Origin of the sequence: Flavobacterium nackdongense (assembly GCF_004355225.1) — a bacterium.
In the GTDB taxonomy this organism is placed as follows: Bacteria; Bacteroidota; Bacteroidia; order Flavobacteriales; family Flavobacteriaceae; genus Flavobacterium; species Flavobacterium nackdongense.
Genome location: NZ_CP037933.1, coordinates 1,683,312 through 1,697,762, shown reverse-complemented (window position 1 = coordinate 1,697,762; position 14,451 = coordinate 1,683,312). Strand labels below are relative to the sequence as shown.

Below are 14,451 nucleotides of genomic sequence, written 5' to 3'. Positions count from 1 at the left end.
AAAATGAATATTCAAGAAAATCAAATTATTGGTGAATTAGTGGCCAAAGATTATCGTGCGGCTTCCGTGTTCAAAAAATACGGAATAGATTTTTGCTGTCAGGGCAACAGGAACATTGCTGATGCCTGCGATAAGAAAAAAATAGATTCAAAAATGGTGTTGCGTGATTTAGATGTCATAATTCAGGGACAAGAAGACAGAACCATAGACTATGCTTCTTGGCCGCTGGATTTATTGGCTGATTATATCGAAAAAAAACACCATCGTTATGTAGTTGAAAAAACGGCAGAGATTTTACCTTATTTGGATAAAATTTGCAGAGTTCACGGGGAACGCCATCCTGAATTGTTTGAAATTAAGGAACATTTCTATGCCACTGCTGGCGAATTGGCGATGCACATGAAAAAAGAAGAATTACTATTGTTTCCCTTTGTTCGAAAATTGGCAAAAGCCCAACACGAAGGTTGTAAAGTGGAAGGCGCTCCTTTTGGAACGGTGCAAAATCCGATTGAAGCCATGATGCAAGAACATTCAAACGAAGGCGAACGATTTAGGAAAATTGAAGCCTTGAGCAACAATTACACTCCACCACAAGATGCTTGCAATACTTATGGAGTGGCAATTGCATTGCTCAAAGAATTTGAACAAGATTTACACCTGCACATTCATTTAGAAAACAATATTCTTTTTCCAGGAGCCATTGAATTGGAAAAAGAATTGTCGTAAATGCTATCAGAATCATTCTAAGTTTTTACCGAAAGTTGTGCAAAAACAGAAAGAACACTAATTATCAGAAGGGTAGAGGTTGAGCAGTTTTCAAAACGATTTGCTCCCTAATACTTACATTAAAGCCGTTTCGAAATGTATATTTTAAAACGGCTTTCCAAAGAAAAATAGATTCGCCAGGATTGAATTTCTTTCTTTTATATTAAAATATGACTTCTGTCATAATAAAGGACATTTTTGTCTAGTAATTTTGCAAAATAATTTAATGCCTTTTGGAGGTCATTTGACGTATTAGCCTATCAAGATATTTTTTTTAATTTTATTTTTTATAAAGTCTATTTTTGATAACAACATAAATTTTAATTTAACTGAATATATGAATACCTTAAAAACAATCGCTTTATCAATTATCGGACTGGCAGGAATGAGCGCTTTCGCCCAAGAATTCGACGCCAACTTACAACTTCGTCCACGCTACGAATACCGAAACGGTTTTAAAGCACCAATTTCTAACGGAGAAAGTCCAACTTCATTTATCGCACAACGTTCTCGTTTGAATTTAAACTTCAAACAGGAAAAAATTAAATTGAAATTATCACTTCAAAACATTCGAACTTGGGGAGATGTTACCACGACTTCGCAAGCGGACAAAAATGGGACAGCCGTTTTTGAGGGTTGGGCGCAATATGAAATCAATTCAAAATGGAGCAGCCGTTTGGGACGTCAGGTTATTTCCTATGATAATCAGCGTATTTTTGGAGAGTTAGACTGGGCACAACAAGGGCAAAGTCACGATGCGGTCCTGCTAACTTTTCATCCTGAAAATCATCAATTGGACCTTGGATTTGCTATTAATGCGAATGCTGAAAACCTAATTGAACCAACAGCGGCATACACCACCAGTTACAAGTCAATGCAATACGCTTGGTATCATACTCGAATAAACAAATTGAACACGAGTTTATTAATGTTGAATACGGGCTATGAATACGGTCAACCCAATACCCCATTGGATGTCGATTACAAGCAAACCTTTGGAACGTATCTTTCCTTCAAAGAAAAAAAATGGGACACTAATTTAGGTTTGTATGGACAAACAGGAAAGAGTACCAATAAAAATGTTAGCGCTTGGTATGCTGGAGCCAATTTGGGATATGCAGTTACCGAGAAATTCAAGGCAGGGCTCGGCTATGAATTCCTTTCGGGAAAAAATCAGGATGATACCAGTAATTCCATAAAATCTTTTAGCCCTCTTTTTGGAACCAACCACGCCTTTAATGGGTTTATGGATTATTTTTATGTAGGAAATCATCAAAATAGTGTAGGGCTTCAAGACGCTTATTTGACTTTGAATTACGCTCAAAACAAATGGCAATTCACTTTGATGCCACATTATTTTTCCGCACCAGCCACAGTTTTGGATGCGTCAAATAAAAAAATGGATGATTATTTGGGAACGGAGATCGATTTTACATTTAGTTATGCACTTCATAAAGACATTAAAATCAACGGCGGATATTCTCAAATGTTTGCCACTGCTACTTTAGAGCGGCTCAAAGGGGTTACTAATCCTGCATCAACTAATAATTGGGCTTGGCTAATGATTTCCTTTAATCCCAGACTATTTTCATTGAAATAATTTTCAACGCATTCAAAAATAGGGATTTATCTTTTTTTTAAAATACTTTTTTTAAACAAAAAAAGACATTTTTATCCTTTTTTAAACGATAAACTTGTACTTTTATAACATTTTAAAATTTAAATTTCGATTATGAGTAATTTATCACAATCGCACAAAATATTGTTTTTAAATACATTAGCTTTCACCATTTGTTTTGCGTGTTGGACATTAAATGGAGTTTTGGTGACCTTCTTAGTCGACAAAGGCATTTTTAATTGGACTGTAGTCGAGGTGGGTTGGTTGCTTGGTATTCCTATTTTATCAGGGTCGATTTTTCGACTGCCCGTCGGAATTTTGACGGATAAGTTTGGTGGTAAAATTGTTTTTTCGTCACTCTTGTTGCTTTGTTCTGTTCCGTTATTGCTCTTGCCATTTGCAGATTCTTTTTGGAGTTTTGCCGTTTTGAGTTTCCTTTTTGGATTGGTAGGAACCAGTTTTGCAGTTGGAATTGGGTTCACCTCGGTCTGGTATCCTCAAAATTGGCAGGGAAGAGCTTTGGGAATTTTCGGAATGGGAAATGCGGGTGCGGCCATCACTACTTTCGTTGCGCCCACTTTATTGAATTTTTTTTCGAAAAATGACCCAACAGATGGTTGGAAAATGCTGCCAATAACCTATGCCATTGTGCTGGTTATGATCGGGCTTATTTTTATCTTTTTTGCCAAAAACAAAAAACCTTCTGGCGATTCCAAAAATATCAAAACGCTTTTAACCCCGTTGAAATCGGTTCGAGTTTGGCGATTTGGAGCCTATTATTTCTTGGTTTTTGGTTGTTTTGTGGCGTATTCGCAATGGTTATTGCCCAATTTTATGAACGTGTACCAAACCTCATTGGTTATGGGAGGACTGTTTGCCACAATGTTCAGTTTGCCATCGGGCGTGATTAGAGCTTTGGGTGGGTATTTGTCGGATAAATTTGGCGCTCGAAAAGTAATGTATTGGGTTTTGGGTTCTTCGATAGTAATTAGTTTTTTATTGATGTTTCCTAAGATGGAAGTGTTTACAGCGGGACCGGGTGTTCTCGCTGCAGAAAGCGGAATAGTTACCCAAATCTCGGCTACCGAAATCAAAATTGATGGAAAGGGACAAAGTATACATTCAAAAGAAAGTATAGAAAACGGAACCACATCGATGTTACCGATTAAAAATTCCTGGCAAGAAATTGTAGTCCAACAAAATCAAGAAGTCAAAAAGAAAGAATTGCTAGCCAAAGGAATTACTCAAATTAAGTTTGAAGCCAATATGTGGGTGTATTTGGTGCTGGTAATTCTGATTGGGATTTCTTGGGGAATCGGTAAAGCCGCCGTTTTCAAACACATACCAGAATATTTTCCTAATGAAGTAGGCGTAGTGGGAGGAATGGTCGGATTGATCGGTGGTTTAGGTGGTTTCGTAGGTCCTATTATCTTCGGATATCTCTTGAATTCTACCGGACTTTGGACTAGTTCTTGGATTTTTATTTTTATTATTTCGGTGCTTTGTTTGCTGTGGATGCACCGTACGATTATCAATATTTTGAGAGTGAAATCGCCGAGTTTTACCAAAGATATTGAGCACAATCATTAAGGAATTACAATGTCAATGATGAATTTCAAAGACAAAATTAAATATTAATTTAAATACTATCAATATGAAAACTTGGCTAGACAAATGGGAACCTGAAAACGAAGAATTTTGGGAAAACACGGGAAGTAAAATTGCTTGGAAAACATTGACGATAACTACATTATCATTGATTTTGTCTTTTGCCTCTTGGTTTTTGATGAGTGTAATAGCCGTCAAATTGCCTGGACTTGGATTTGGTTTTTCAAAAGATCAACTTTTTTGGCTAGCAGCCATACCCGGTTTGGCAGCAGGTATACTAAGAATTATTCACACCTTTATTTTACCCATTTTTGGTACAAGACACGTGGTGGCTTGGGCTACGTTGATTAAATTAATACCGGTTATAGGCATTGGGTTTGCCGTGATGGATGTCAATACACCTTTTTGGGTCTTTGCCGTTTTGGCATTTGCCTGTGGTTTTGGCGGTGGTGATTTCTCTTCCTATATGCCAAGCACCAGCTTGTTTTTTCCAAAAAGATTGAAAGGGACCGCGTTGGGAATTCAAGCCGGAATCGGAAATTTTGGAGTGTCACTGGCACAGTTTGTTACTCCACTAATATTGAGTGTGAGCATTTATGGAACAGCTTCGGTTTTTACAAGTATTGATGCGAAGGAAACCCTTAGTGTTTTCCAAAATTCAACCATTGAAAAACAAAAAGAAGTATTCACTGATTTAGATGCCGAAGTGCAAACCAAAATTCTAGCGAATGTAAAAAAACCAGTATTGGATTCGGTTACTGCTGCAGTTAACTCGTCTGATAATGCCATAATATTTGCCGCTTTGCCTTTAAAAGTAAAATCAAAAGCGATTGCTAATGCCAATCCAAAATTGGCTGAGAAAATTTTGAACAAAATCAGTCCCGACAATGGAGCGGTGCAGAACAAGGATATTTACATTCAATCCGCTGCTTTTTGGTTTATTCCTTTTCTTCTAATTTTGTCTGTTATCAGTTGGTTTTACTTGAAAAGCATTCCGATGCATTCTTCTATCAAAGAGCAAATGGATATTTTCAAAAACAAACACACTTGGTATTGCACGATTACTTATATGATGACTTTCGGAACATTTGCTGGCTTATCGGCTGCCTTTCCGTTGATGATTAAATTTTTGTACGGAGATTTTCCCAATGCTCCCGATCCATTGGTGTATGCTTTTTATGGGCCATTGATTGGTTCTGCTAGCCGAATTGCTTTTGGATTTGTTGCCGACAAAGTAGGGGGCGCTATTTTGACTACTATCACTGGAATTGGAATTCTAGCTGGAGCGGTAATCTTAGTAACTCAAGGATTGGTTTCGCCAACAAGTATGGATCAGTTTCCGCTGTTTGTGGGAGTGATTCTAGCAATGTTCTTCTTTACCGGAATTGGCAATGCGGGTACCTTTCGTCAATATCCAATCATTTTTGCTGAAAACCAACGTCAAGCGGCTGGTGTGATTGGTTGGACTGCCGCGATTGCAGCTTTTGGTCCATTCATCTTTTCAAAATTAATTGGGAATAATATCACGATCAACGGAACTGTAAATCAGTTCTTTATTGGTTTAATTGTTTTTACTATCTTAGCAACAATAATAAATTGGTGGTTTTATAATCGTCGAGGATGTGAAAGACCAAGTTAGAGTTAATAATCCAAATTCTTATATCTGCTAGATTCTTTGTAATAACAAATGGTGTTGCGGATTTAGATAATTGCAAAACACTTTGGAAATTTTGTTTAAACAGCATTAGTACATTTTATGAAAAACAAAACCTTTAATACCAAAGCACTTTTAATCGCAACTGGACTTTCGATTTTTATGATTGTCCTTGTGTTTTTTGGTTCCAGAAATTTACAAAATTTTGATGCAGCATTAATCACGTATTTATTCGGAACTGTTTTTGCCTTCTTCGGCATTGTATATCGGTATTCGGTTTGGCTGCAAAGACCGCCCACTTGGATTTATTTCAAACGCGGAATTACCTATCTGATAACCGGAAAAGTGTTTTCGCATTTTTGGTTTGCCACCAAAGAATCTGTAGAGAATATTGCGTTTCAAAAGTTTATTTATCCCAGAGGAAAATACCGTTGGGTTGCCCATTTTATGATTGCGGTGGGTTGTACTTCAGCTTTTTTGATTACCATTCCGCTTACTTTTGGATGGATTCACTTTGCGATGGCGCCCAACACTATTTCTACCTATGAGGCGTACTTTTTTGGTTTCAAGGTGATGGATTTTGAATTGGATTCGATAATTGCTTTTTTGACTTTTCACGCCTTGAACTGGTCTTCCTATTTGGTAATTTTTGGATCATTGTATTATTTAAGAAGACGTTTGACCAATCCCGGATTAATCGCAACCCAAACTTTTGAGGGCGATTTGTTGCCACTTATATTATTAATTGCTATTTCGGTAACTGGTTTAGGATTGACTTATTCGTATCAATTTATGAAAGGATTTGCCTTTGATTTCTTGGCAGTACTTCACGCAGTTACAGTAATTATGTTCCTGATTTGGATTCCGTTTGGAAAGTTTTTTCATATCATTCAGCGTCCGGCGCAAATCGGGGCGCATATTTATAAAAAACAAGGAATGAAAATGGGAATGGCGGTTTGTCCCCACACGGGCGAAGAGTTTGCCACCAAATTGCATATTCAGGATTTGAAAACGGTTACAGAACAATTGGGCTTCGATTTTTCGCACGAAGACGGAACCTCGCATTTGGATTTGAGCCCAGAAGGAAAAAGATCCCGATTGGCACAAGCCCATTTGAAAGCCAGATTGGAAGGCGGGAATTTATTTGGATAAAGCCCTCCAACCCCCGAAGAGGGAGTTGTTGTAGCAAAAATAAGAAGCTAAAAAAAACAAAAAAAACACCCAAAACTAGTTCCTCCTTTGTGGGCTAGGGGTCTAATAATATAAAAATGGCAAAATTACCAGTAGCAGAGGAAAATATTGTAACTAAATTTGGTCCTCACAAAAATTATAGCCCAAAAGATGGCTATCCGGGAAGAGATGAGCCAGATGCATTGGTAAAAACACACTGTTGTTTTTGTGGGATGCAATGCGGGATTCAATTGTCGGTCAAAGACAATAAAGTCGTGGGTTTTGAGCCTTGGATGGAATTTCCGTTTAATGAAGGAAGATTGTGTCCAAAAGGTGTACAACGGTATTTGCAAAACAACCATCCCGACCGTTTGATGACTCCTCTGAAAAGAGTGGAAGGACAAGGATTTGTGCCTACTTCTTGGGACGAGGCTATGAGCAAAACGGTTTCCGAAATCAAAAGAATTCAAGAAAAATATGGCAATGATGCCTTTTCGATGTTGTCGGGAGTCTCATTGACGAATGAGAAAAGTTACCTTGTTGGAAAATTTGCTCGTGTGGCGCTAAAAACCAAAAACTTAGATTACAACGGGCGTTTGTGTATGGTGAGTGCTGGTGCGGGCAATAAAAAGGCATTTGGTCTGGATAGAGCTTCGAATAATTATTCCGATTTAGAATATGCCGAAGTGATTATTGTGGCTGGAGCCAATATTAGCGAAACTTTTCCAACCTTGACACACTGGATCTGGAAGGCCCGTGATCGCGGTGCCAAAATTATAGTGATAGACCCGAGGATGATTCCGCTGGCGAGAACTGCCGATATTCATTTGGATGTTCGACCCGGAACCGATTCGGCTTTGTATGGTGCAATGCTGAAATATTTGGTCGATCACGATATGTTAGACCACGATTTTATTGACAATTACACATCTGGTTTTCAGGAAACAATCGATGCCGTTAAAGACTATACCCTAGAATGGGCGGAAGAAGTAACCGGAATTGATAAAAATAAAATACGCGAAGCCGCCGAATTATGGGGCAAAGCCAAAACCAGTTTCTTGCTTCACGCCCGCGGAATCGAACACCATTCGAAAGGAGTGGACAATGTTTTGGGTTGCATCAATTTGGTACTTGCTACCGGAAGAATAGGTAGACCCTACTGCGGTTACGGAACCATTACCGGTCAAGGAAACGGTCAAGGCGGTAGAGAACACGGCCACAAATGTGATCAGTTGCCGGGAAACAGAGATATTGAAAATCCAGAACACCGCAAGTATATTTCGGAAGTCTGGGGAATCAACGAGAAAGATTTGCCTGGAAAAGGGCTTTCGGCTTACGAAATCATCGAAGCCATTCACCGTGGAGAAATAAAGGGATTGATTTCAATTTGTTTCAATCCATTAGTGTCTTTACCCAACAGCAATTACGTTCGAGAAGCTTTAGAAAAATTGGAATATTATGTGTGCATTGACTTTTTCTTGAATGAAACTGCGCGCCACGCCGATATGGTGCTGGCTGGTTCATTACAGGAAGAAGAAGAAGGAACTACCACTTCTGCTGAAGGAAGAGTGATCCGAATTCGTCAAGCGGTTACTCCTCCGGGCGATGCTAGAACAGATACTTCTATTATTTTGGAGATAGCCAAACGGTTGGGAGCCGAAGATAAATTTACCTACGAAAACAGTGAAGCCATTTTCAACGAATTGAGAGTAGCCTCGAAAGGCGGAACTGCAGATTACAACGGCATTACTTACAAAAGAATTGAGGATAATATGGGCGTCTTTTGGCCTTGTCCAACCGAAGACCATCCCGGAACGCCAAGATTGTGGGAGGATAAAAAGTTTAAAACACCGGACGGAAAAGCACATTTTAATCCAGCTCCTTATAAACTTCCAGGCGAAGTTGTAGATGCTGATTATCCTGTTGTTTTGACTACCGGTCGTGTGGTATCCCAATATTTGAGCGGAACACAAACCCGAAGAATCGGAAAATTAGTCGATCAATATCCTGAACCTTTATTGGAAATTCATCCAAAATTGGCACAACAATACGGAATCAAACAAAGAGAATTAGTAAAAGTTTCCACCCGACGCGGTCAAGGAATTTTTCCGGCGAATATTGTAGAAACTATACGGGAGGACACGGTTTTCATCCCGTACCACTGGTCTGGAAAAAAATCGGCCAATCAATTAACACCGGGAACCTTAGATCCCATTTCTAAAATTCCAGAGTTTAAAGTATGTGCTTGTCATTTGGAACCGCTTAAGGAAATTGCGGCACCTTCAACAGAATCAACAGCGTATGCAAGTGTTTAATCTATAAAAGAGCAATATGAATTACACCAGTTTCAATAAAAACGAGGAATTTTTTGTAGATATGCAGCGTTGCATTGGTTGTAAAGCCTGCGAAATGGCTTGCGCTGAATGCGAAACGAACGGTCACGAAACCTTGATCCACGTGAATTATGTCGATCGGGCGGCAACAATTCAAACCACCGTTCAGGTTTGTATGCACTGTGACGACCCAGTTTGTGCCAATGTATGTCCCGCCGATGCCATTTCTAAAGACGAAAACGGGATTGTGCACACTGCCAACACCGAAAGATGTATTGGTTGTTCGAATTGTGTCATGGCTTGTCCTTTTGGCGTACCCAAAAAAGAGGAGTCCTATGATTTGATGATGAAATGTACGATGTGTTATGACCGAACCAGCGTGGGTAAAAAGCCAATGTGTGCCACAGTTTGTCCAAGTGGTGCTTTGTTCTACGGAACAAGGGAAGAAATCAAGGAAATGCGTCCGAACAGTTCTCCCATCAATACTTTTATTTTTGGAAAAGAAACCGTCAATACCAAAGTCAATATTATGATGCCAAAAGGAAGCACGGAACTTATAATATATTAGTAGTTCCTGCCACCCAAAGGGGAACTTCACAGGACGTTAAAAATTAAAAACAGATAACCGAAAACAGATAACTGTCTTATGTCAAAAGAAGATAATTTAAATAAAAATTGGAAGAAAGACTTTCCAATTCTCAAGCAGCAAGCAACCAATGTAAGCCGTCGTGATTTTGCAAAATTCCTAACCCTTGTCTCAGGAGGATTGATGGTGGGTAGTGGACTCGTAGCTGCCAAAGCCTATTTGTTACCCAAAGAAGAAGTAGAAGGCGAGCATTTTGTTTGCAAAAAAGAAGAAATTCCGGTGGGAGGAACTCGAGCCTTTGTTATTGAAGGGAGTACAATCCCTTATATTTTGATTCACCTCGAAAGCGGAGATTTCAAAGCGTATGAGCAAAAGTGTACCCATTTATCGTGCTCGGTGTTTTACAAGCCGGGAACCGAAGTTATTTACTGTCCTTGTCATAATGGTTCATTTGATGCTAAAACTGGTGAAGTTTTGGCAGGCCCTCCACCAAGAGCTTTACCAAGTTTAGAAGTTTTTTTCAAGGGAAATGACATCTTTGTGAGAGCTTCGCATCAAGAAGAAAAAACAGTTTAAAAACGAAAATAAAAAGCTATGAGTACTTTTAGAACCAGTCAAAATCAGGCGAATCCCAACAAGCTGAATAACATTCTTTCAACCTTGATATTCATTTTAATTTTGAATGTCACCATCCAAATTTGGTTGTTGTATGCTTCGCTAAACAACGCTTTAGAAAACAATCGCGAAATACTAATTCCTGCTTTTATCGCCTCTTTAATTCTGTTTTTGATAGGATTTGGATGGTTGTATTATTTGCCTTCTGGAAACAATACTAAAAAGTAATTTTTTTACCCAAAACCATTCTGCTTGCTGCAAAGTGAGGAACAGTGAAGTGTTTTTTACTTGTTTATTTAGGTGGAAAGGAGTAAAATAGTATTCTTCCGGAGAATCGGTATTATCGTTAGCATTAAGTTAATTAAACTCAAATTTTAATTTTTGACTATTGAATTGGCTACTTTTGTACGCTAAAACAAAACGATATGTTCATTAAATCAAAAGGCTTCATTCTTCCCTTATTTTTGCTGCTTTTTTTAGACAGCTTTGCACAACAAAACGAATATTTGTTGCGATTCAAAACACCTAAACAGTTGCATCGGTTTTTGAGTTATTCCGATACATTTATTCCCTTAGTGAGTGCGCATCGCGGCGGTCCTGTGAAAGGTTTTCCAGAAAACTGCACAGCAACATTTGCCAATTCCATAAAATACAATCCTACAATCGTGGAAACCGATATAGCCTTGAGTAAAGATTCGGTTTTGGTGATGATGCACGACAATACATTAGACCGAACCACCACGGGAACGGGCAAAATTGACGATTATACCTATCAAGAATTGCAACAATTGTTTTTGGAAGACAATGATGGCAATCAAACACCTTATAAAATTGAGACATTGGACGAGGTTTTGAAATGGGGAAAAGACAAGGTGATTTATAATCTCGATGTCAAGAAAGGGGTTCCGATGCAAATGATTGTAGATGCCGTTCGAAGAAACAAAGCTGAGGCGTATTCGGTTATCATTACCTATAATGCGAATCAGGCTGCCGAAGTAGCTATATTAGCTCCCGACTTAATGATTTCAGTTTCTGCCAGAGGGAAAGAAGATGTAGAACGTATGGAAAATCTAGGCGTTAAAGCCGAAAAAATGGTTGCTTTCGTAGGCGTTTCAGAGCCAAAACCCGAAGTGTATCAATATTTGCACGACCGAAAAATAGCTTGTATTTTGGGAACGATGGGGAATATTGATAAAAGTGCTGCTGCCAAGGGCGATGATTTGTATTATAAACTGATAGAAAACGGAGCCAATATTCTTTCATCCGACCGGCATATCGAAGCGGGAATTCAATTAATGAAGTATGCCGATGATAAGAAATTGAAGTCGAAGCATATTAAAATTCGTAAAATCTAATCAAGTAAAAAAGGCGTTTCATAATCGAAGCGCCTTTTTTGTACTTGTAAAACCAAAAGGTTTCAAAATTAATTTACCAAGAACAAAGCATTGCTGAATAATAGGATTCCGTTTTCCCAAAATCCTCTAAACAGTGGGTTGTCCACCATATAAATCACCGCACCTTCGCCTTTTTTGTCCACCGCATAACTGACGGTTTCGGTTAGTTTTTTCTTCATTTCGTGACCAACAAATCCATAGCTTAAATACTCCTTTGGCACGTATGCGACATTGATTGATTTTTTCAACAACGGATAACACTTTTCACCGGTTTTAAGGCTGTAGTACGAATCACCAAGTCCGAAGGCCATTGGGTAGGTTTTGTCGATTTTGTTTTCGATAATTGCCCCCGGAATAGAACCCGAAATCGCTCTGCGTTCTGAACCTTCAAAATCTAGGAAACGTTTTTTCAATTCCAATTCCTTTTCTTCTTTCACCGATTTTTCCTTTTCTTCGGTTGTGGCAAATGGACTTAAAGCGTAGCCTTCTCTGTCTTCAAATAATGAAATTGCGGCGTTCATTGCAATCACTCTTCCACCATTTTTGATCCAAGCATCAATTTGTGTTTTTTGGTCATTGGAAAGATCGTAATAGCCATCGGCCAAAATTAATGTGTTGTAATTGTATAATTTCACTCGACTGAAATTGGCTGTTTCTACAATGCTCACCGGGTAATTGATGGTTTCGTCGAGATAAAACCAGGTAGCGCCAAATTCGGTCGAATTCACGCCTTTTCCCGACAATAAAAGTATTTTTGGAGCTTTTAGTAAATTGAAGTTTTCTCCTCCCAAATCTTTTGAGTTGGATGAAAATCCCGTAGCAATACAATTGTAATCGGATTTGACTTTTACAATTTCGCTAACTGTTTTTTCAAAATCGACTATTTTTGGATTTTCGGCCTTGCTCACAATCAATCCTCCAGGTTCAATGGTAATATCACCAAAGACAGCCTTTTTCATTGCCGATCTCACCTTGATGCCCGCCTGATGTAATGCAGCAATAACTTGGGCTGAGGTTCTGTTATTCCAAGGAATATGAAAGGCGTAAACTGATTCTGGAACATTTTTTGCCACAACCGCAAGGCCTGGTTTGGTCTTGATGTTGATATTGTTTTTCACGGCATAGGCTTCTACTCCGTACGCAAGTGGAATAGCCCAAGCAGTAATATCGTAGGATAAACTGTCATTCAATTTTTGATTGGGTTCAAAAAGCACCTGAGTCAAAACGGCTCTGGGTTGATCCACTTTTATAATCAAATCGTTGGGTTCAATTTTGAAACTCTTATTCTTTTTGGATTGGTAATGAAAACCAGATTCGTTGGCAGTAGCATCTGCATAAGCAAAATCGATATTGTTTTTCTTCAATAAAACGGCCATTTGTTCGAGTTTTGGATTGCTCTTCATAACGTACGTTTTGTATGTTCCTTTGATTTTTTTTCGGGCATTGTTATTAAAATCTCTAAACCCTTTAATCAAGGCATCTTTTTGTGAGGAGGCACTTTCTACGATGGTTAACACTGCTGTGGCGTGATGCGTCAAGCGGTCTTTTATAGTGACATTGGTGCCATTTTCCATTGTGATTTCTCTTCCAGCGCCTATTCCTCCTTGTTCCAGTGTCATTCCTACTGCACCATTGTACGTGGGGTAGGTGTCGCCATAACTGGGATAAAATAAATCGAATCGTTCCCTAGTATTGTACATCCAATTTTGTTTGTCAAATTTGGCTGAGATGTTTTTTCCTAAAGTCGTATGAAAATCTTTTTGATATTGTTCGATAAATTCGTGCAAAGGTTCGGCCGATGGTGGGAAAAAATAGGGAGAATTATAGCCCATTTCGTGCACGTCGGTATGTACCTGTGGCATCCATTGATTATATATGGCAATGCGTTGTTGGGTTTCGGCTTGAGTTTGCCAAGCCCAATCTCGGTTCAAATCAAAAATGTAATGGTTGTATCTGCCACCTGGCCAAACCTCCATATGCTCTCTATCGTATAAGCCTGGATGTGTTTTTTTGCCTGAAATCTCGCGCAACCAATTTCCGTAACGCGAGTATCCATCTGGATTGATGCAAGGATCCAGGATAACGATGGTGTTTTTTAACCAAGTTTTTGTCGCTTCATTGGTTGGGTTCAAAAGTTCATAGGCTACGGTCATGGCGCTTTCGGTGCCAGCAAATTCATTTCCGTGAACATTGAAACTCAACCAAACGATTACTTTGTCGTCAACGCTGGCTGTTTTGGTATCGGACATTCCGATGGCTGCGAGATTGTTGTTTCTGATTTGTTCCAAGTTCGCCAAGTTTTCGGGAGTCGAAATGAAAAATAAATTCAAATCTCGTTGCTCGGCAGTAACGCCATATTTTTGCTTTTTGATAAGTTTGGATTCAGTGACCAAATAATTGAAATAATTTTCAACCTGATGGTAATACGTGATTTGATTGCCGTAGTTGGGTATGTAATCCGATGGGCTTTTGAGTTGTGCGGTAATTGTGTTAAGAAAGAAAACTAAAAATAATACGGTATAGCAATGTTTTTTCATAATGGGGGTTGAATTAGGAACCTGCCAAAAATACTTATTAACTTTATATTGACCTAAAAAACACAATAAATAGTAGAAACTATCGCAATAAATTTATTTAAGTGGTTTTAATTCATAAATTAAGCAAAAAAAGTGAAGGAATTCAATATATTTTGTAATATTATTTTTATA

11 protein-coding genes are annotated in these 14,451 nt (G+C 38.6%); 10 read left to right on the top strand and 1 reads right to left on the bottom strand.

The window, feature by feature from the left end:
• Positions 1–3: 3 nt before the first annotated feature.
• From ric to E1750_RS07135, 10 genes are all read left to right on the top strand, one after another.
• Positions 4–726 (top strand): iron-sulfur cluster repair di-iron protein, encoded by a 723-nt coding sequence (gene ric, locus E1750_RS07180; RefSeq protein WP_133276125.1) that lies wholly within the window; start codon positions 4–6, stop codon positions 724–726.
• Between the two features lie 376 nt (positions 727–1,102).
• Positions 1,103–2,365, top strand: coding sequence for an alginate export family protein (locus E1750_RS07175; protein WP_133276124.1), 1,263 nt, complete (start codon positions 1,103–1,105; stop codon positions 2,363–2,365).
• Positions 2,366–2,497: 132 nt separating this feature from the next.
• Complete coding sequence (locus tag E1750_RS07170; RefSeq protein ID WP_133276123.1) at positions 2,498–3,973, top strand: MFS transporter; 1,476 nt, start codon at positions 2,498–2,500, stop codon at positions 3,971–3,973.
• Positions 3,974–4,037: 64 nt separating this feature from the next.
• Positions 4,038–5,630 carry a magnesium transporter MgtE N-terminal domain-containing protein gene (locus tag E1750_RS07165; protein WP_133276122.1) on the top strand — a complete coding sequence of 531 codons (1,593 nt, stop codon included), beginning with the start codon at positions 4,038–4,040 and terminating at the stop codon, positions 5,628–5,630.
• Between the two features lie 117 nt (positions 5,631–5,747).
• The gene (locus E1750_RS07160; protein WP_133276121.1) at positions 5,748–6,797 is read left to right on the top strand and encodes an MFS transporter; all 1,050 of its coding nucleotides are present in this window, start codon (positions 5,748–5,750) and stop codon (positions 6,795–6,797) included.
• Between the two features lie 116 nt (positions 6,798–6,913).
• Positions 6,914–9,130 carry a molybdopterin oxidoreductase family protein gene (locus E1750_RS07155; RefSeq protein WP_133276120.1) on the top strand — a complete coding sequence of 739 codons (2,217 nt, stop codon included), beginning with the start codon at positions 6,914–6,916 and terminating at the stop codon, positions 9,128–9,130.
• A gap of 16 nt (positions 9,131–9,146) precedes the next feature.
• Positions 9,147–9,716 (top strand): 4Fe-4S dicluster domain-containing protein, encoded by a 570-nt coding sequence (locus E1750_RS07150; RefSeq protein ID WP_133276119.1) that lies wholly within the window; start codon positions 9,147–9,149, stop codon positions 9,714–9,716.
• Between the two features lie 78 nt (positions 9,717–9,794).
• Complete coding sequence (locus E1750_RS07145; protein WP_133276118.1) at positions 9,795–10,310, top strand: Rieske (2Fe-2S) protein; 516 nt, start codon at positions 9,795–9,797, stop codon at positions 10,308–10,310.
• A gap of 18 nt (positions 10,311–10,328) precedes the next feature.
• Entirely contained in the window at positions 10,329–10,577 is a 249-nt protein-coding gene (locus tag E1750_RS07140) for a DUF6755 family protein (protein WP_133276117.1), read from the top strand.
• Between the two features lie 197 nt (positions 10,578–10,774).
• Positions 10,775–11,704, top strand: coding sequence for a glycerophosphodiester phosphodiesterase family protein (locus E1750_RS07135; protein WP_133276116.1), 930 nt, complete (start codon positions 10,775–10,777; stop codon positions 11,702–11,704).
• Between the two features lie 68 nt (positions 11,705–11,772).
• Here E1750_RS07135 and E1750_RS07130 read toward each other — a convergent pair whose 3' ends face one another.
• Positions 11,773–14,280 (bottom strand): M14 family zinc carboxypeptidase, encoded by a 2,508-nt coding sequence (locus tag E1750_RS07130; protein WP_133276115.1) that lies wholly within the window; start codon positions 14,278–14,280, stop codon positions 11,773–11,775.
• Positions 14,281–14,451: the final 171 nt, after the last annotated feature.